Here is a 19212-nt window from a genome sequence, read left to right as displayed (position 1 = left end):
TGCTCCCTCAATACCGCCGGATCAGGCCGACCAGCTTGCCGCGCACCGAAACACGGTCAGGGCCGAAGATACGGGTTTCGTAGGCCGGGTTGGCGGCCTCCAGCGCGATCGAGGCGCCCTTGCGACGGAAGCGCTTCAGCGTCGCCTCCTCGTCGTCGACGATGGCCACGACGATCTCGCCCGGCGTCGCCGTATTGGCGTTCTTGATGATGACGGTGTCGCCGTCGAAAATGCCGGCCTCGATCATCGAATCGCCCTTCACCTCGAGCGCGTAGTGCTCGCCGCCGGAAATCATCTCGGGGGGGACGGTGATGGAATGAGTCCTGTGTTCGATCGCGGCGATCGGCACGCCGGCCGCGATCCGGCCCATGACGGGGATCGACACTGCCGAACCGGCGTCGTCATTGCCGGCGGCATGCAGGCGCTGCGCTTCCCTGGCGGGTCGTCCGGCGCCCGGACCGCCTTGCCCGAGGCCGCCCTGGATGACGCCCGGCGAAAACTTCCTCGCCGCGTTGAGGCCCGGCGCGATGGAATCGGGCAGCCGCAGCACTTCCAGCGCACGCGCCCGATTCCGCAGCCGGCGGATGAAGCCGCGCTCCTCCAGCGCCGTAATGAGCCGGTGGATACCGGACTTGGAGGCAAGGTCCAGCGCTTCCTTCATCTCGTCGAAGGACGGCGGGATGCCGCTCTCCTTCAGCCTTTCATGGATGAACAGGAGAAGCTCGTGTTGCTTGCGTGTCAGCATGGCGGACCCCCAGGCGCTCGAAACAGAATCGGAAAACAAACCCGGAACAAACACTATCTGTTCCAGTTGTGTTCCGCAACCGTTTAAAGTTTCATGAATGCCTTGACGATTTGTTCAGCGCAGCATCAGCACCGGGCAGGCGTCACCCTCGGCGGCGGCCGGCGCATGCGGCGCGCGCACGATCAGGCCGTTGGCGTCGGCCAGCTTGCGCAGCATCGAGGAATCCTGGATGCCGAAGGGCGTGGCAACAAGACGCCCGTCGTCCTCGCGCACGACCGCCCTGACATAGTCCTCGCGGCGGTCGTTCTCCCGCATCGCGGCGCCGAGGTGGGCGATTCGGATATCTTGCGCGAAGGGACGGCCGCCGAGCTTCGCCAGAAGTGGTTTTACGAAAAGCTGCGAGCACACCAGGCTGGCGACCGGATTGCCGGGCAGGCCGATGCAGCGGATGGCGCCCATGCGGCCGAACATCAGCGGCTTGCCGGGGCGCATGGCGATCTTCCAGAAATCCAGCGTCATGCCTTCGCCGGTCAGCACGTCGTGGACGAGATCGTGGTCGCCGACGGAAGCACCGCCCAGCGTGACGATGACGTCGGCGCCCGCCGCGACGGCTTGTCGGACCAGCGCCGCGATGGCCTCCTTGCGGTCGGCGGCGATGCCGAGGTCGAGCGCCGTAGCGCCCACCGAAGCGGCGGCGGCGGCGACGCCATAGGCATTGGAGGAGATGATCTGGTCGGGGCCGAGGGCGTCTCCGGGTGCCACCAGTTCGTCGCCGGTGGCGATGATGGCGACCAGCGGGCGGCGCACCACCTCAAGACGCGGGTGGTTGGCGGATGCGGCGAGCGACAGTGCCGCCGGATCGAGCAAGCGCCCTTTTTCCAGAAGCAGGTCGCCTTCGCGGAAATCCAGCCCGGCACGACGGATGTTGCGCTCGGCGGCGGTGGGCTCCAGCACCTCTATCGCGCCGTCGCCGAGAGCGCGCACGTTTTCCTGAATGACGATGGTGTCGGCGCCGGCCGGCAGCGGCGCGCCGGTGAAGACGCGCACCGCCTGGCCCGGCCCGACCGTGCCGTCGAACGCGCGCCCGGCCGGGGCGGCGCCGATCACCGTCAGCCGGGCAGGGGCGGTGGCGACGTCGGCGGCGCGGGTGGCGTAGCCGTCCATGGCCGATGCGTCGAACGGCGGCTGCGTGCGCAGGGCCACGACCGGCTCGGCCAGAACGCGGTCATGGGCTTCGTGCAGGGCCACGCTTTCTGCCGGCAGCGGCTCGACGCCGTCGAGCAGGCGGGTCAGCGCTTCCGCGACAGGCACCAGCGTCATCGGCCTGCTGTCCCGTCTTCGTCAGCTTTGTAGCTGCCGGACTTGCCGCCGGTCTTCTCGACCAGCCTGATGCCGGAAATCGTCATGGCGCGGTCGACCGCCTTGGCCATGTCGTAGATGGTCAGGCAGGCGACGGACGCGGCGGTCAGCGCCTCCATCTCGACGCCCGTCTTGCCGGTGACGCGCGCCAGCGCCGTCACCTTCAGGCCGGGCAGCGCCTCGACCGGTTCGATGTCCACCGAAACCTTGGTCAGAAGCAGCGGATGGCAGAGCGGGATCAGTTCGTGCGTCTTCTTGGCGGCCATGATGCCGGCAATGCGCGCCGTGCCCAGCACGTCGCCCTTTTTCGCGTTGCCGGCCACGATGGTCGCCAGCGTCTCGCGCTTCATCGAGACGAAGCCTTCGGCGACCGCCGTGCGCTCAGTCTCGGCCTTGGCGCCGACGTCGACCATATGCGCCTCGCCCCGGGCGCCGATATGGGTGAGGCCGGAAGCGCCGCTCATGGTCAGGCCTGCGCCGCCATCGCGGCATCGAGGCCGAGCAAGGCGCGGGTTGCCGCCGTCACGTCGGGCTGCCGCATCAGGCTTTCACCGACGAGGAAGGTGCCTATGCCCACCTTCTCCAGCCTCCGGCAATCGGCATGGGTGAAGATGCCGCTTTCGCCGACAAGCAGCCGGTCGGCCGGCACCAGCTTCGCCAGCCGCTCGGAGGTTTCCAGCGTCGTCTCGAAAGTACGCAGGTTGCGGTTGTTGATGCCGATCAGGCGGGACGACAGTTTCAGCGCCCGCTCGGTCTCGGCCTCGTCATGCACCTCGATCAGCGCGTCCATGCCAAGCTCGGTCGCCGCATCCTCCAGCGCGCGCGCCATGGCGTCGTCGACGCAGGCCATGATGATGAGGATGGCGTCGGCGCCCCAGGCGCGCGCCTCGTAGACCTGATAGGGATCGAACAGGAAATCCTTGCGCAAGGCGGGCAGGGCGGTCGCCGCGCGAGCGGCGGCCAAAAATTCCGGCGCGCCCTGGAAGGAGGGCGCGTCGGTCAGCACCGACAGGCAGGCGCCGCCGCCGGCTTCGTAGGCGCGGGCCAGCGCCGGCGGGTCGAAGTCGGCGCGGATCAGGCCTTTCGACGGGCTCGCCTTCTTCACTTCGGCGATCAGCGCGAAGCGGCCTTGCGCGCGCTTGCGCTCGAGTGCCGCGCGAAAGCCGCGTGGGGCGTCGGCGTCCTTCGCCCGCGCCTTGACCTCGGCCAGCGGCAGGCGCGCTTTGGCGGCGGCGATCTCGTCCAGCTTATAGGCTTCGATCTTTTTCAGGATGTCGGTCATGGCCTATTCGTTCGACACCTTGACCAGCTTTTCCAGCACGGCATGCGCCTTGCCGGCGTCGATAGCCGCGGCGGCCTCGGCGATGCCGTCTTGCAGTGTCGCCGCCTTGCCGGCGACGACGAGGCCGGCGCCGGCATTCATTAGCACGGTGTCGCGATAGGCGCCCGGCTTGCCCGAGAGCACGCCGCGCAGGGCCTCTGCATTGTAGGCCGCGTCGCCGCCGCGCAACTCGTCCTTGGTGTGGCGCGACAGGCCGAATTCCTCCGGCGTCAGCGTGAAGGTGCGGATTTCGCCGTTCGCCAGTTCGGCGACATGCGTCTCGCCCGTCGTGGTGATCTCGTCGTAGCCATCGCCATGGACGACCCAGACATGATCGGAACCAAGCGCCTTAAGGGTCTCGGCCACCGGCTCCACCCATTCCGGTGCGAAGACGCCGACAAGCTGTCGGGCGACACCGGCCGGGTTGGTCAGGGGACCGAGCAAATTGAAGATGGTGCGGGTGCCGAGTTCAACCCTGATCGGCCCGACATGCTTCATGGCCGGATGATGGTTCGGCGCGAACATGAAGCCGATCCCTGCCTTGCCGACGCAACGGCCGATCTCTTCCGGAGGCTGATCCAATTTGACACCGAGCGCCGTCAGCACGTCGGCGGTTCCGGTCAATGAGGACAGGCCGCGGTTGCCGTGCTTGGCCACCGGCACGCCGCAGGCGGCGACGACGAAGGCCGAGGCGGTGGAGATGTTGACACTGTGCGAGCCGTCGCCGCCGGTGCCGACGATGTCGACCGCGCCGGCGGGCGCCGTAACGCGCAGCATCTTGTCGCGCATGGTGGCGACGGCGCCTGAAATCTCGTCCACGGTCTCGCCGCGCGCCCTGAGCGCCATCAGGAAGCCGCCGATCTGGCCCGGGGTCGCGTCGCCCGACATGATGATGTCGAAAGCCTCGCGCGCCTCGGCGAAGGTGAGCGGGGTGCCTGCCGCAATCTTGGCGATATGCGGCTTCAGCGCGCTCATTGCTGCGCCTGTTCGACGGCGACCTGGTCGATGCGCACGTCGTACTGCGTCTGCAATTGCGCCACGAGCTCATCGAGCAGATCGTCCGAAAGGCCGCCGGCGAAGGATTTCTGCGCGTCTTCCGGAACGGAGCTGGCATCGGCGCCTGCCGGCTCGAACACCTCGGCGACCTTGAACAGGATCTCGCCGTCGCCGGTCGGGGAGGGCACGATGCCGGTGCCGCCTTCACCGACGCCGAACATGATGGCGGCACCCGCCTTGCCGAAGTCGGCGTCGTCGGCCTCGCGCTTCAACCCGCGCTTGGTCTGCTTTTCCAGCTTCAGTTCGGTTGCCAGCGCGTCGAGCGACGTGCCGTCCTTGAGCCGCTTTTCCAGCTCGGCCGCCTTGGCGGAGAGCCGCTTGGTGGTTTCCTCGGCCGTCCAGTCGGCGGCGACCTTCTGGCGTACCTCGTCCAGCGTACGGTCGCGGGCGGGGGTCACCGAGACGACCTCGTAGAACAGGTAGCCGTTGTTCGCCGTGGTCAGTCCGTCGTTCTCGATGCCCGCTTCGGCGTCGAAGACGGCGCGGATGAGGGCGGCCGATTCCGGCAGGTCCTTGATGACGCTGCCGTCCGGCCGCTGGCCGGCGCGGTCGACGGCGTCGACGGTGACGACCTTGAGCTTCAGCTTGTCGGCGGCCTCCTGCAAGGTCGCGCCGCCGGCGCGGGCGTCCTCGTAGGAATCGTGCACGTCGAGCAGGATGCGGTTGGCCTCGCCGAGCGCGATCTGCTTGCGGATTTCATCCGAGACCTCGGCAAGCGGCTTGACGACTTCCGGCGTAATGGCGGTAACGCGCAGCAGCACCGGGCCGAAGCTGCCCTGGACGACGCCGCTGACCTGGTTGAGGCCGAGCGCGAAAGCCGCGTCGGCGACTGCCTTGTCTGCGATCTTGTCCTTCGACAGGGTGCCGAGCAAGGTGTCGGCCTCGTTCTTGCCCTGCGCCGTCGCGAGCTTGTCGAAAGTGCCGCCGGCCTTGAGCGAATCGAGCGCCGCCTGGGCCTCCTCGGGCGTCTTGAACACCAGCTGCTCGATCGTGCGGGTTTCCGGCGACGTATAGCGCTCCTTGTTCTTCTCGTAGTCTTCCTGGACTTGGCTGTCGCTGACCGAGCTCAGGTCCATGATGTCCTCGGGCTCGAGGCGGACATAGGAGAACTTGCGGTATTCGGGAGCCGCATAGGTCTTCCTGTTTTCCTCGAAATAGGCCTTCAGCACGTCGTCGCTCGGGGCCTCGATCGGCTCGACCATCGACTTCGGCAGCGAGAGGTAGTCGATCGTGCGGTCTTCGCCGCGATAGAGCGCCACGGCCTTGAGGAAGGTGTCGGGGGCCTTCAGCCCGTCGGAAACGGCTTCGACGATCTGCTGGCGCACGGCGACCTGGCCGCGGTTCTTCAGGTAATCCTCCGGCCGCATGCCGACCTGCCGCAGCACATATTCGAACATCTGCCGGTCGAACTGGCCGTTCTGTCCCCGGAAGGCGGGGTCCTCGCGGGTCAGTTCGGCCAGCCGGTCCTTGGAAAGGCCGAGGCTCATCTTGCGCGCCTGCTCGTCGAGCACGGCGCCGGAGACGAGCTGCGCCAGAACCTGGTTGTCGATGCCAAGCGCCTTCGCCTGGTCGCGCGTCAGCCGCTGGCCGAACTGCTGCGACATGGCGTTGATCTGGCGGTCGTAGGTGAGGCGGTATTCGGTCACCGAAACGGAGGTGCCGCCGGCGGTGATGACCGACTCGTGGCCGGCGACGCCCGCTATGCGGCCGGAGATGCCCCAGACCGCGAAGCTGAGGACCAGGATCGACAGCAGGGTCTTGGCTACCCAGGTTCCTGCCGCGTTTCTCAAAGTTCCGAGCATGATGCCGTCCAAATTGCCTGTCGCCAAGCGCAATAGCGTCCTTCCTTTCCAGTGTCGATTGCTTTGTGACCTGTTTTTGGTAGTGAGGACGCTCGGCAAACGGCCATCGGAGACAACAGCCCATGACACCCGGAATCCGCCCGCTCGTCGCCGGCAACTGGAAGATGAACGGCACCGGCGCCTCGCTGAACCAGCTTCTGATGATCGGCAACGGCTTCATGAGCGGCCTGGATGCCGAGACGGAAGCGCTGGTTTGCGTGCCGGCCACGCTGCTCACGCGGGCGGCGGAAATCCTGTCGCGCACGCCCGTCCATGTCGGCGGCGAGGATTGCCATGCCGAGGAGAGCGGCGCCCATACCGGCGACATTTCCGCCGAGATGCTGAAGGACGCCGGCGCCAGCCACGTCATCGTCGGCCATTCGGAGCGCCGCGCCGACCATGGCGAGGACGACGCGACGGTGCACGCCAAGGCGGCCGCGGCCTGGCGGGCGGGTCTCGTCGCCATCATCTGCATCGGCGAGACGCGCGCCGAACGCGAAGCCGGCGCCACGCTCGACGTGCTGTCGCGCCAGATCGCCGGATCGGTACCGGTGAGCGCCACCGCCGCCAACACGGTTCTCGCCTATGAGCCGGTCTGGGCGATCGGCACGGGGCTGACGCCGACCGCCGCCGACGTCGCCGAAGCGCATGCGCACATCCGGGCGCGGCTGGTGGAGAAGTTGGGGCCGGCCGCGGCGAAGATCCGCATCCTATACGGCGGCTCGGTGAAACCGTCCAATGCGCGCGAACTGCTGTCGGTCGCCAATGTCGACGGCGCGCTGGTCGGCGGGGCCAGCCTCAAGGCCGCCGATTTCCTCGGCATCGCGGAATCCTATCAGGCCGTCTGAGCCCATCCAGCGGCCCGCGCGGTTGCAAAGCCGCCCGACGGCCCCATATTCGGGGCACGGGCTTGGAAATGCCACGAAAGCATTGTATTGAGCCGCCTCCAATCGAGCGGCTGCGTTCGCGCAGGCCGGACGCCTTACCGGGATAGATAATGGAAACCGTACTGATCGTCGTCCATCTCATGGTCGTGCTCGCGCTTGTCGGCGTGGTGCTGCTGCAACGCTCCGAAGGCGGTGGGCTCGGCATCGGCGGCGGTTCCGGTTTCATGACGGCGCGCGGCGCCGCCAACGCGCTGACGCGCGCGACGGCGATCCTGGCGACGATCTTCTTCGCCACCTCGCTGATCCTGTCCATGGTCGCCCGTTACGGCGAAAAGCCCATCGACATCCTCGACCGGCTGCCGGCCGCCAGCCAGGACGGCTCGGGCCAGAGCAGCGGCGGCCAGAACGGTGGCGGCAAGGGCGTGCTCGACCAGTTGCCCGGATCGACGGCTCCGGCCGCGCCCGCCAACCAGGCGACGCCGCCGACCGACGGCGGTTCCGCCACCACCGCGCCGGCTCCGGCCGCCCCGGCCGAGCCGCAGGCGAACGCGCCCACGATGGCACCGCAGGCTCCCGCCGCTCCGGCGACCGAGGCTCCGGCCAACGACGGCGGCGCCATGAAGCCGGCCGCGCCGCAGGTTCCCAACCAGTAACGGTTTATATCAGCCTGCCGAAATCTGTTGTCGTTTGAACACAGTCGCGGCAAATGCCGCGTTATCACAAAGATTCGAACGGGTATGGCGGACCGGCGCGCTTGAGCGCCGTCCGCTGATTCGACTATAGCTTGCCTGCGGCAGATCGGCTCCCTCGCGGGGGAGGCGGGGCTATGCCGTGGGCAACACGCATATCTGATCGGATTTTTCGTCATGCAGCTTCGCAGCTTCATTTTTGCCGGCTTTGCGGCCGCGCTTTTTGTCGGCGCGCCCGCTTACGCGGCCATGCCGTCCTCCACGGCTCCTCAGGCCGCATCGCAGAGCGATGTCGTGCAGGTCGCGGCGAAAAGCCCGACCGCGGAACTGAAGCAGCTGAAAAAGAAGAAGAAGCCGACCGACGCGGATCTCGCCCGTATTGAGGAACTGGAAAAGCAGATCAAGGCCGAGCGGGCTGAAGCGAAGGTCAAGGCACTCGAAGCCCGGAAGCAGGCCATGCGCGAGGCGGCCAAAGCGCGGGCCGATGCCCGACGCGAAGCGTTTCTTGCCGGCAAGAACCAGAACACGACCGAAAAAGCGGTGAAGGCCGAGAAGAAGACGGCCAAGGTCGAGTCCGCGCGTCCGGCCGAGACCATCCAGGAAGCCGAAGAAGCCCTGCCGGCGGAGGCGATGAACGTCGCGCTGACCGGCAACAACGGCGAACTGCGTTCCGAATCGACGGCAACGACGCCCCGGTCTTCGGGCGGCCTGTTCGCCGGCCTGTTCGGCGGCTCGTCGGCCTCCTCGATCTCCTACCTGCCGGAAACCCGCGCGCTGGACGCGGCGCTGGCCAAGAAGCAGGCCAAGAAGCCGTTCAAGGTGAAGCCGGAATTCGTGCCGCAGGAGGTAGACTTTTCGGGCTATGAGCCGGGCACCATCGTCATCAACACCACCGAGCGGCGGCTCTACCTGGTGGAATCGGCCTTCAAGGCGCGCCGCTACGCCATTGCCGTCGGCAAGGAAGGCCTGCAGTTCAAGGGCACAACGACCGTCGGCGACAAGCAGGAATGGCCGCGCTGGATTCCGACGAAGGAAATGCAGGAGCGCGAACCCAGCCATTACGGCAAGTACAAGGACGGCATGCCCGGCGGCGGCGAGAATCCGCTCGGCGCGCGCGCCATCTACCTCTACCAGGGCAAGACGGACACGCATCTGCGCATCCACGGCACCATTGCGCCGCAGACTATCGGCACCAGCGCCTCGAACGGCTGCTTCCGCATGATCAACGAGCACGTCATGGATCTCTACCGTCGCGTGAAGATGGGCACCAAGGTGGTCATCCTTTAGGCAACGGAAAAACTGCGACAAGGGCCGGTGAACAGCCGGCCCTTTTGTTTTGCTCATTCGACAGTGCCGGGAAAAACCTCAAGCGGCGGTTTTTCCTCTGGCGGAATCGTTCCGGCCGCGTTAAGCACCGACTCCCATGGCGCGATATGTTTTCATCACCGGCGGCGTGGTTTCTTCCCTTGGAAAAGGCATTGCCTCGGCGGCTCTCGGAGCCCTGTTGCAGGCGCGCGGCTATCGTTGCCGCCTGAAGAAGCTCGACCCCTATCTCAACGTCGATCCGGGCACCATGTCGCCCTATCAACACGGCGAGGTGTTCGTCACCGACGACGGCGCCGAGACGGACCTCGACCTCGGCCATTACGAGCGCTTCACCGGCCGCTCGGCCAACCGCCAGGACAACATCACCACCGGCCGCATCTACAAGAACATCATCGAGAAGGAACGGCGCGGCGATTATCTCGGCGCGACCGTACAAGTGATCCCGCACGTCACCGACGAGATCAAGAATTTCGTTCTCGATGGCAACGACGATTACGATTTCGTGCTGTGCGAGATCGGCGGCACCGCCGGCGACATCGAGGCGATGCCGTTCCTCGAGGCGATCCGCCAGCTCGGCAACGACCTGCCGCGCAACAACGCCGTCTACGTGCATCTGACCCTGATGCCCTACATTCCGACCGCCGGCGAGCTGAAGACCAAGCCGACGCAGCATTCGGTCAAGGAACTGCGCGGCATCGGCATCGCGCCCGACATCCTTCTGGTGCGCGCCGACCGGCCGATCCCGAAGGAGGAGCGGCGCAAGCTTTCCCTGTTCTGCAACGTGCGCGAATCGGCCGTCATCCAGGCGCTCGACGTCGGCCACATCTACGACGTGCCGATGGCCTATCACAAGGAAGGCCTCGACGGTGAGGTGCTGGCCGCCTTCGGCATCGATCCGGCGCCGAAGCCGCGCCTGGAGCCGTGGCAGGGCGTGTCGCAGCGCATCCACAATCCCGAAGGCGAGGTCACCATCGCCGTCGTCGGCAAGTACACGGGCCTCAAGGACGCCTACAAGTCGCTGATCGAGGCCCTGTCGCACGGCGGCCTGGCCAATCACGTCAAGGTCAAGCTCGACTGGATCGAGAGCGAGATCTTCGAGAAGGAAGATCCCGCGCCCTATCTCGAGAAGGTGCATGGCATCCTCGTGCCCGGCGGCTTCGGCGAGCGCGGCTCGGAGGGCAAGATTCTCGCGGCCAAGTTCGCACGCGAGCGCAAGGTGCCGTATTTCGGCATCTGCTTCGGCATGCAGATGGCCTGCATCGAGGCGGCGCGTTCGCTGGCCGGCATCGAGAACGCTTCCTCGACCGAGTTCGGCCCGGCCAAGGAGCCGGTGGTTGGCCTGATGACCGAATGGCTGAAGGGCAACATGCTGGAGAAGCGCAAGGCGGCCGGCGACCTTGGCGGCACGATGCGGCTCGGCGCCTACGAGGCGCGGCTTTCGCCCGGTTCCAGGATCGCCGACATCTATGGCGACACCGAGATTTCCGAGCGTCACCGCCACCGCTACGAGGTCAACATCGACTACAAGCAGCGGCTGGAGGAATGCGGGCTGGTGTTCGCCGGCATGTCGCCGGACGGCGTGCTGCCGGAGACGGTCGAATATGCCGACCATCCGTGGTTCATCGGCGTGCAGTACCATCCCGAGCTGAAGAGCCGGCCGCTGGAGCCGCACCCGCTGTTCGCCTCGTTCATCGCGGCGGCGGTGGAGCAGAGCCGGCTGGTGTAGGCCGGCTGCGAGCCGTATGAGCCGGACCTACGTCGCGCTTCTCTACAGCATCGTCCTGACGCCGCAGAAGCGGGTGGTGATGGCCGATCTTCGTGCCATGGCCGAAGGCCTCGGCTACGAGAATGTCCGCACGCTCGTCTCCAGCGGCAATCTTGTCTTCGACGCGCGGGATACGGCGATTGCGGATCTGGAAAACCGTCTGGAGGCGGCTTTTCCCAAGACCTTCGGCCGGCATGTCGACATCATCGTGCGGGACGCCGCCGGCTGGTTGGCGCTGGCCGCCGCCAATCCTTTTCCCGAGGAAGCCAACGCCACGCCGGATCAGGTTGCGGTGCGCGTCATGCGCAGCCCGGTTCCTGCCGACGCCGAAGACAGGCTGAGACAGGCCGTGTCCCCAGACGAAAAATTCGCCGTCGTCAACGGCGATCCGTGGATCGTCTTCTCGCGTACCGCGCCCAATTCGCGGCTGCTGGCGGCCATGAACCACAAGCGCCTCGGCATCGGCACTTCGCGCAACTGGAACACGGTGCGCAACCTGGCGCGGATGCTTTCAGGCAAATGAAAAGGGCGGCCGGAGCCGCCCTTCCGTCGTTGTGAACGAGCCTCAGGCCCTCGCCGCCTTGGCGCCGGCGCCCAGTGCCGCCGTGCGCAGCACGTAATAGACGACGCCGGCGATGGCGACACCGAAGAACCAGCCGTAGACACCCCACCAGGCCGGCAGCCAGTCGGTGAAGTTCGGCAGGATCGAGGAAAAGATCGCGCCGATGATCGCCGCGATGAAGGCGTTGACGTGCCAGCCGTTCTGGAAGCGGAACTCGCCGTCCTCCTTGTAGAGGCCGACGACGTCCAGCTCGCCTTTGCGGATCAGGTAGTAGTCCACCATCATGATGCCGAAGATCGGCCCCATCGTCGCGCCGATGGTGTTGACGAAGCTCGCCGCGCTGCCGTCCCACGGCGAGAAGGGATAGAGCACGAGCGCGATCAGAGCCGCGATGTAGCCGCCCCGCTTGAAGTTGATCTGCCGCGGGAAGACGTTGGAGAAGTCGAAGGCGGGCGAGACGAAGTTCGCGACCACGTTGATGCCCAGTGTCGCCACCGCGAAGGTCAGCGCGGCAAGGGCCGCCAGGAACCAGTTGTCGAACTTGGCCGAGATCTGGTCGGGATGCAGCAGCACCTCGTGGTAGACGTCCCAGGCCGCGATGGTGGTGACGCCGGCGACCAGCGAGAACAGGATCAGGTTGATCGGCAGGCCCCACAGGTTGCCCTTGCGCAGTGCCGCCTTGTCGGGAGCGTAGCGGGCGAAGTCGCAGAAGTTCAGGTAAAGGGCCGCGAAATACGTCACCCAGATCGCCGCGACGGCCGCGAGCGAGCCGAACGAACCCGGCGTGCCGGGCACGCCTGCGTCCTTCGTCTTGTCAAGGAGCACGTCCATGGGAATGTCGCTGGTGACGGCGAAGGTGCCGGCCTTGACGCACAGATAGATGGCGAGGATCAGCATCATGATCCACACCGCCGGGCCGGCCCAGTCCTGGAAGCGGCGCACCGTCTCCATGCCCTTGCTGATGATGAGCAGTTGCAGGCCCCACATCACCAGGAAGCAGATCACGTCGAGCGTCGAGTGACCGAGCATATGGTTGTTGGCGTGGAAGTCCGCGAACCATTGCGTGCGGGTGAGCAGCGCCACGATGGCGCCGGAGGCCGCCGCCGTCTGCGCGCCGTACCAGAAGCAGGCGACGATGGCGCGCACCAGCGCCGGAATGTTGGCGCCCCAGATGCCGAACGAGGCGCGCGCCAGAACGGGGTAGGGCACGCCGGTCTTGACGCCGGCATAGCCGACCAGGTTCATGAGGAAATAGATGATCAGCGAGCCGACGCCGATGGCGACGATGAAATTGACGAAGCCGCCGCAGAACAGGAACAGGCTGGCCGCGAGATAGTAGCCCCAAAGGCTGTGGACGTCGGACGTCCATACGTTGAAGATGGAAAACGGCCCCCAATTGCGTTCCTTCGCCGGGGCGAGGTCTTCGTTGTAAAGACCGGGGGATGCCCCCGGTATCATGTCGGTGGTCGTCATAAGCGGTCCCCTTCTGGTCGCGCGGCAGCGTGGGCCGCGCAAACGGAAAGGTACGCCTCACCTTAGGGAAGCGGAACCGATTTATTAAGGCCCTTTCACCTTAAAGATATTCAATGCGGAGCGGGCCTATAGGCTTGTGGAAAAGTCCTGCCGCGCTCTCGCCCGTTCGCCATCAGGGCGAAAGGCGGGGCTTAGGGAAAAAATCTGCCCGCACTTTATCCCCCTGCCTCCCATCTCACGCATACTCGATCCACCGTTTCCGGCGGGACCTGGTGCGCACCGGGTATCAGGCGGAGACGGCGGTGGCCTTGGCGGACGGGGATCGGTTCCCGGATGCCGGGGAGCGTCCGACAGGCCCGACCCCGGCGGAAACGCGAGTCTCAAGGGGAGCGGAGAATGACGCGCACACGCCCGAAGCCGCATTGCGGTACGACGGACTGGGTGTATGAGGGTCGACTGGACGTCGAACACACCGGGCGGGGCGCGAGGATCGCGCCACGTACTATACAATAGAAGGCACGGCCTCGCGCCCCGCCTCCCGACTCAATGGCCAGGGCCGAAAGGCAGCGTGGCGACGGCACCTCTTGAACAGAGCTGGCACTTCGTGCACACGGAACCACCCATGACCCATCCACTCGACCATCTGGTTCTTCCCACGCGCGATCTCGAAACCGCGCGGGCACGGCTCGGTGCGCTGGGGTTCACGGTGGCGCCGCAGGGCACCCATCCGTTCGGCACGATCAATTGCTGCGTCTATTTCGGTGGCGGCACCTTCCTGGAACCGCTGGCGATCGGCGATGTCGACACGGCAGGGCAGGCGGCCGATGCCGGCAACGTCTTCGTCGGCCGCGACCGCACCTTTCGCACCCGCAACGGCGACGAAGGCTTTTCGGCCGTCGTATTCGGCACCGACGATGCCGACGCCGACCATGAGCGCTATGTGGCGGCAGATATTTCCGCTGGCCAACGGCTCGATTTTTCACGACCTTTCTTCGATTCATCCGGCAAACAGGATACGGCGTCTTTCCGCCTCGCCTTTGCGGCTGCGCCCGACATGGCCGACGCTTTCACCTTTGCCTGCGAACGCGCCAACGTGCCGAAGGTCGACCGTACGGCATTGCAGACGCACGCCAACGGCGTATCCGCCATCCGTGAGGTGGTGGGTGTCAGCGACGATATCCGGGGCAAACTGCGTCTGCTCGCCGAGGCCGCCGATGCCGTGGTCGACAGGGCTACAGGCGCCAGCCTCGAACTGCCCAATGCGCGTCTGTCTCTGATCGAGCCGAATGCCTTTGAACGCCGCTTCGGCCTGGCCGCGAAGTCTTCGTCGCTGCGGTTCGCGGCAATCGTCTTTGCCGCGTCGGACGTGAAGGGACTGGCGCGGCGCCTTGCCGAAGCCGGCATCGATCACCATTTCAGCGGCGCAAGCCTCATTGTCCCTCCTGCATTGGGGCAGGGCGCAGCCTTCGTCTTCGAGGAATCCGCATGAACCAGCCGAACCCTACCGTCACCGTCGGCAATGTCCGCTTCGACAACAACGCGCCGCTGGCGTTGATTGCCGGCCCATGTCAGCTCGAATCGCGCCAGCACGCCTTCGACATGGCGGGCGCGCTGAAGGAAATGACGGAAAAGCTCGGTATCGGGCTGGTCTACAAATCGAGCTACGACAAGGCCAACCGCACCTCGTTGGGCGCCACGCGCGGTGCCGGCCTCGACGCCTCGCTGCCGGTCTTCGCCGATCTCAGGAAGGAGTTCGGCCTGCCGATCCTGACCGACGTCCACACTGCCGAACAATGCTCCATCGTCGCCGAGGTGGTCGATGTATTGCAGATCCCGGCCTTTCTGTCGCGCCAGACCGACATGCTGGTGGCGGCCGCCAAAACCGGCAAGGTGGTCAACGTCAAGAAAGGTCAGTTTCTCGCGCCATGGGATATGAAGAACGTCATCGCCAAGGTGGTCGATTCCGGCAATCCCAACGTGCTGGCAACCGAGCGCGGCGCGTCGTTCGGCTACAACACGCTGGTGTCGGATTTTCGCGCCCTGCCGATAATGGCGGAGTTCGGAGCGCCGGTGATCTTCGACGCGACACATTCCGTGCAGCAACCGGGCGGGCAGGGGGGCTCCTCTGGCGGCGAGCGGCGATTCGTGAAGACGCTTGCCTCCGCCGCCGTCGCAGTCGGCGTCGCCGGCGTGTTCATCGAGACTCATGACGACCCTGACAATTCCACATCCTCGGACGGCCCGAACATGGTGTCGCTGAAGGACATGCCGGCGTTGCTCGAAAGGCTGATGGCGCTGGACCGGATAGCGAAGGCGTGACCCCAACCGCCTTGTGACGGGCGAGCGCGAGCTATAGGCTGACCACGGGGGTTCAGCGAACAGCAGGAGCAAACCATGTCCGTCGCCCGCGTCACCGAGATCACCTCGTCGTCGAAAGTCAGCTTCCAGGACGCATTGGAGAAAGGTGTCGAGCGCGCCAGCAAGACCTTGAAGAACGTCAAGGGCGCCTGGGTGCAGGAACAGAAGGTCGAGGTCGCCGACGGCAAGATCGTCGCCTACCGCGTCAATATGAAAGTGACCTTCGTCCTCGAGGAGTGATCGGAAAGGGCGGAACTTTCGGCCACGCCCCTCATTGTCGCTGCATGTTCAACGACAACGAGGAGACTGCCATGACCACCCCTACCGGACATACCGAAGCCATTGCCGCCTCGCGCGTGATCGGCACGTCCGTCTACAACACGGCCGGCGAATCCATCGGCGAAATCGAGGACGTGATGCTGGACAAGATGTCCAACGGCATCATGTTCGCGGTCGTCGGTTTCGGCGGCTTCCTGGGCATGGGCGAGAAGTATCATGCCGTGCCGTGGTCCACGCTTGACTACGACAAGGACAGGGGCGGTTATGTCGTCCCCTTCTCCAAGGAACAGCTCAAGGCCGCACCCGCGCATTCGATCAACGAACTGACGGCCGGCGACGGCGAGACGGCGCGTGACGAATCCTACAGCTATTACGGCGTCCAGCCTTATTGGCATTGACCGTCTTATCCACGCCGTCTGGCGATGAGCGATACTGGAAAGGCCCTGCGGTATGCGGGGCCTTTCCTGCATCTGGAGCCCGTTCGACCCATGCCGTATCTTCCCGGGAACTTTCTAACGACCTCCATTATTTGCGCCCGCCGATTGCGTTTTGCGACGCTTTGGCTAAGACGGGCGCGTTCCAACCCATTGCCGTGAGGACCATCCAATGACCGCCATCGTCGATATCGTGGGCCGTGAAATCCTGGACAGCCGTGGCAATCCGACCGTCGAGGTCGATGTCGTGCTGGAAGACGGCTCGATGGGCCGGGCTGCGGTTCCCTCCGGCGCCTCCACCGGCGCGCATGAGGCGGTCGAGCTGCGCGACGGCGGCCCGCGCTATCTCGGCAAGGGAGTCGAGCGCGCCGTCGAGGCGGTGAACGGCGAGCTGTTCGAGGCGATCGGCGGCATGGACGCGGAGAACCAGCTTCACATCGACCAGACGATGATCGAGCTGGACGGCACGCCCAACAAGAGCCGGCTCGGCGCCAACGCCATCCTCGGCGTTTCGCTGGCCGTGGCGAAGGCGGCGTCCGAAGCCGCCGGCCTGCCGCTCTACCGCTATGTCGGCGGCGCCGGCGCGCATGTGCTGCCGGTGCCGATGATGAACATCATCAACGGCGGCGCCCATGCCGACAATCCGATCGATTTTCAGGAATTCATGATCATGCCGGTCGGCGCGTCAAGCCTGCGCGAGGCGGTTCGCTGGGGCTCGGAAGTGTTCCACACGCTGAAGAAGCGGCTGAAGGATGCCGGCCACAACACCAATGTCGGTGACGAGGGCGGCTTCGCGCCGAACCTGAAGAGCGCGCCGCAGGCGCTCGACTTCATCATGGAGTCCATCGAGAAGGCCGGCTACAAGCCGGGCGAGGAGATCGCGCTCGGCCTCGACTGCGCTTCGACCGAGTTCTTCAAGGGCGGCGCTTACGTCTACGAGGGCGAGAAGAAGACGCGCGATCCCAAGGCGCAGGCGAAGTATCTCGCGAAACTGGCGGGCGACTATCCGATCATCTCCATCGAGGATGGCATGGCCGAGGACGACTGGGAGGGCTGGAAGGTTCTCACCGACCTCATCGGCAAGAAGGTCCAGCTTGTCGGCGACGACCTGTTCGTCACCAATTCGGCGCGCCTGCGCGACGGCATCCGCATGGGCGTTGCCAATTCCATCCTGGTCAAGGTGAACCAGATCGGCTCGCTGTCGGAAACCCTCGACGCCGTCGAGACGGCGCACAAGGCGGCCTATACGGCGGTGATGTCGCACCGTTCCGGCGAGACGGAGGATTCGACCATCGCCGACCTCGCCGTCGCCACCAATTGCGGGCAGATCAAGACCGGCTCGCTGTCGCGCTCCGACCGCATCGCCAAGTACAACCAGTTGATCCGCATCGAGGAGGAACTGGGCGGCCAGGCGCGCTATGCCGGCACGTCGATCCTCAAGGGCTAAACGGCCTGTTCCGGAACTCGGAGGAAAGGGCGGCTTTGCCGCCTTTTCTTTTTGGCCGGGGCGCGTGATCCCGGCATCCGTAACCGTCCATTAAGCAAGAATCTGCGACAAGGGAGGGATGAGAACCAGGGTCATGTGGACACGCCAGCACAAGCAGCGGAACACCGGTCGGCTCATCGTGCCGACATTGTGCGCGGTGGTCTTGGCCTATTTCGGCTTTCATGCTTATCATGGCGAATTCGGCATCTATTCCCGATACCGGATGCAGGCTCAGGTGGCCGATCTGCAGGCGCAGGTCGCTGCCATAAAGGGGCAACGCATCGAACTGGAGCGGCGGGTGCAGCTTCTGCACGACGGCACGCTCGAGAAGGACATGCTGGACGAACAGGCGCGGCGCGCCCTGAACGTCTCGCATCCTGACGAAGTGACGGTCATGTTGCCGGGTTCGGGTAATTAACCGAATTCCGGTTAATCTTGCTAAGTTCCAATGATTTTAACCGTTTAGTCGCATGACAGCCATGCATTTTTCCGCATTGGCGAACGTCTAAATTGCATGTTAGCGTGTCCTCAATCGACGGGGAGGCGAGACACTCCTCCGCAGTCCGCAAAGAGACGCCAACAGGGAGTGATTGATGGCTACCGCCGCCAGGAAAGCGCCTGCCAAATCGAAAGCCGACAGCAAATCGGCGCTGACGACCCCGAAGCCGGCAGACTTCACCAAGCAACAGGAACTCGACGCCTATCGCGGCATGCTGTTGATCCGCCGCTTCGAGGAAAAGGCCGGCCAGCTCTACGGCATGGGCTTCATCGGCGGCTTCTGCCATCTCTACATCGGTCAGGAGGCCGTCGTCACCGGCATCAAGATGGCGCTCGTCGAGGGCGACCAGATGATCACCGCCTATCGCGACCACGGCCATATGCTTGCCATGGACATGAGCCCGCGCGGTGTGATGGCCGAGCTGACGGGCCGCCGCGGGGGCTACTCCAAGGGCAAGGGCGGCTCCATGCACATGTTCTCCAAGGAGAAGAATTTCTACGGTGGCCACGGCATCGTCGGCGCGCAGGTGTCGCTGGGCACCGGGCTCGCCTTCGCCAACAAGTATCGCGGCAACAAGAACGTCTCGGTCACCTATTTCGGTGACGGCGCCGCCAACCAGGGCCAGGTCTACGAGAGCTTCAACATGGCCTCGTTGTGGAAGCTGCCGGTGATCTATGTCATCGAGAACAACCGCTACGCCATGGGCACTTCGGTGACCCGTTCCTCGGCCGAGACGGATTTCTCGCATCGCGGTGCGTCCTTCAGGATCCCCGGCATCAAGGTGGACGGCATGGACGTGCGGGCGGTGAAGTCGGCCAGCGACATGGCGACGGAATGGTGCCGCTCGGGCAACGGCCCGATCATCCTCGAGATGAACACCTACCGCTATCGCGGCCACTCCATGTCCGATCCGGCCAAATACCGCTCGAAGGAAGAAGTGCAGAAGATGCGCTCCGAGCACGACCCGATCGAGCAGGTGAAGGCGCGGCTCACGGAGAAGAAGTGGGCGAGCGAGGACGAGCTGAAGGCTGTCGACAAGGAGGTGCGCGACATCGTCGCCGACGCGGCCGACTTCGCCCAGACCGATCCCGAGCCGGACGCGTCCGAGCTCTGGACCGACATCACGCTGTAA

Annotated in this window: 19 protein-coding genes; 12 read left to right on the top strand and 7 right to left on the bottom strand. The window is 65.3% G+C overall.

Features of this window, described 5'->3' with window-relative positions; translation table 11 throughout:
* Positions 1-7: 7 nt before the first annotated feature.
* From lexA to FGU64_RS03815, 6 genes are all read right to left on the bottom strand, one after another.
* Entirely contained in the window at positions 8-745 is a 738-nt protein-coding gene (gene lexA / locus FGU64_RS03840; protein WP_139950952.1) for a transcriptional repressor LexA, read from the bottom strand.
* A gap of 114 nt (positions 746-859) precedes the next feature.
* On the bottom strand, positions 860-2065 hold the full coding sequence (glp, locus tag FGU64_RS03835; RefSeq protein WP_139950951.1) for a gephyrin-like molybdotransferase Glp: 1206 nt from the start codon (positions 2063-2065) through the stop codon (positions 860-862).
* The gene (moaC, locus tag FGU64_RS03830) at positions 2062-2568 is read right to left on the bottom strand and encodes a cyclic pyranopterin monophosphate synthase MoaC (protein WP_139950950.1); all 507 of its coding nucleotides are present in this window, start codon (positions 2566-2568) and stop codon (positions 2062-2064) included. Before moaC ends, glp begins: the two co-directional genes overlap by 4 nt.
* A 2-nt stretch (positions 2569-2570) precedes the next feature.
* Positions 2571-3386 (bottom strand): indole-3-glycerol phosphate synthase TrpC, encoded by an 816-nt coding sequence (gene trpC / locus FGU64_RS03825; protein WP_139950949.1) that lies wholly within the window; start codon positions 3384-3386, stop codon positions 2571-2573.
* A 3-nt stretch (positions 3387-3389) separates the two neighbouring features.
* Entirely contained in the window at positions 3390-4400 is a 1011-nt protein-coding gene (trpD, locus tag FGU64_RS03820) for an anthranilate phosphoribosyltransferase (RefSeq protein WP_139950948.1), read from the bottom strand.
* Positions 4397-6283, bottom strand: coding sequence for a peptidyl-prolyl cis-trans isomerase (locus FGU64_RS03815; RefSeq protein ID WP_139950947.1), 1887 nt, complete (start codon positions 6281-6283; stop codon positions 4397-4399). Before FGU64_RS03815 ends, trpD begins: the two co-directional genes overlap by 4 nt.
* 122 nt (positions 6284-6405) lie before the next feature.
* Between FGU64_RS03815 and tpiA the strand changes: the two genes are divergently transcribed.
* The 5 genes from tpiA (at position 6406) to FGU64_RS03790 (ending at position 11512) form a co-directional block, all read left to right on the top strand.
* Positions 6406-7170 (top strand): triose-phosphate isomerase, encoded by a 765-nt coding sequence (tpiA, locus tag FGU64_RS03810; RefSeq protein WP_139950946.1) that lies wholly within the window; start codon positions 6406-6408, stop codon positions 7168-7170.
* Between the two features lie 149 nt (positions 7171-7319).
* Positions 7320-7862 (top strand): preprotein translocase subunit SecG, encoded by a 543-nt coding sequence (secG, locus tag FGU64_RS03805; protein WP_139950945.1) that lies wholly within the window; start codon positions 7320-7322, stop codon positions 7860-7862.
* 213 nt (positions 7863-8075) lie between these two features.
* Positions 8076-9185, top strand: coding sequence for a L,D-transpeptidase (locus FGU64_RS03800; protein ID WP_139950944.1), 1110 nt, complete (start codon positions 8076-8078; stop codon positions 9183-9185).
* Between the two features lie 136 nt (positions 9186-9321).
* Positions 9322-10950 carry a CTP synthase gene (locus FGU64_RS03795; RefSeq protein ID WP_139950943.1) on the top strand — a complete coding sequence of 543 codons (1629 nt, stop codon included), beginning with the start codon at positions 9322-9324 and terminating at the stop codon, positions 10948-10950.
* Between the two features lie 16 nt (positions 10951-10966).
* On the top strand, positions 10967-11512 hold the full coding sequence (locus FGU64_RS03790; RefSeq protein ID WP_139950942.1) for a DUF1697 domain-containing protein: 546 nt from the start codon (positions 10967-10969) through the stop codon (positions 11510-11512).
* Between the two features lie 42 nt (positions 11513-11554).
* Here FGU64_RS03790 and FGU64_RS03785 read toward each other — a convergent pair whose 3' ends face one another.
* Entirely contained in the window at positions 11555-13024 is a 1470-nt protein-coding gene (locus FGU64_RS03785; RefSeq protein ID WP_230978643.1) for an NCS1 family nucleobase:cation symporter-1, read from the bottom strand.
* A 622-nt stretch (positions 13025-13646) separates the two neighbouring features.
* Here FGU64_RS03785 and FGU64_RS03780 point away from each other — a divergent pair.
* From FGU64_RS03780 to pdhA, 7 genes are all read left to right on the top strand, one after another.
* Positions 13647-14513, top strand: coding sequence for a VOC family protein (locus tag FGU64_RS03780; RefSeq protein WP_139950941.1), 867 nt, complete (start codon positions 13647-13649; stop codon positions 14511-14513).
* The gene (gene kdsA, locus FGU64_RS03775; RefSeq protein WP_139950940.1) at positions 14510-15343 is read left to right on the top strand and encodes a 3-deoxy-8-phosphooctulonate synthase; all 834 of its coding nucleotides are present in this window, start codon (positions 14510-14512) and stop codon (positions 15341-15343) included. The genes FGU64_RS03780 and kdsA overlap by 4 nt, the downstream gene beginning before the upstream one ends.
* A 75-nt stretch (positions 15344-15418) precedes the next feature.
* On the top strand, positions 15419-15622 hold the full coding sequence (locus FGU64_RS03770) for a dodecin family protein (protein ID WP_136353741.1): 204 nt from the start codon (positions 15419-15421) through the stop codon (positions 15620-15622).
* Between the two features lie 71 nt (positions 15623-15693).
* Positions 15694-16059: a PRC-barrel domain-containing protein gene (locus FGU64_RS03765; protein WP_136353743.1), complete on the top strand. Its 366-nt coding sequence runs from the start codon at positions 15694-15696 to the stop codon at positions 16057-16059.
* Positions 16060-16267: 208 nt separating this feature from the next.
* Positions 16268-17542, top strand: coding sequence for a phosphopyruvate hydratase (gene eno, locus FGU64_RS03760; RefSeq protein ID WP_139950939.1), 1275 nt, complete (start codon positions 16268-16270; stop codon positions 17540-17542).
* A 133-nt stretch (positions 17543-17675) separates the two neighbouring features.
* Positions 17676-17999 carry a septum formation initiator family protein gene (locus FGU64_RS03755; protein ID WP_139950938.1) on the top strand — a complete coding sequence of 108 codons (324 nt, stop codon included), beginning with the start codon at positions 17676-17678 and terminating at the stop codon, positions 17997-17999.
* A gap of 175 nt (positions 18000-18174) precedes the next feature.
* The gene (pdhA, locus tag FGU64_RS03750) at positions 18175-19212 is read left to right on the top strand and encodes a pyruvate dehydrogenase (acetyl-transferring) E1 component subunit alpha (protein WP_136353747.1); all 1038 of its coding nucleotides are present in this window, start codon (positions 18175-18177) and stop codon (positions 19210-19212) included.

This window comes from Mesorhizobium sp. 8 (assembly GCF_006351905.1).
GTDB classification, from domain to species: domain Bacteria; phylum Pseudomonadota; class Alphaproteobacteria; order Rhizobiales; family Rhizobiaceae; genus Mesorhizobium; species Mesorhizobium composti.
This window is presented reverse-complemented; position numbering and strand designations above follow the sequence as displayed.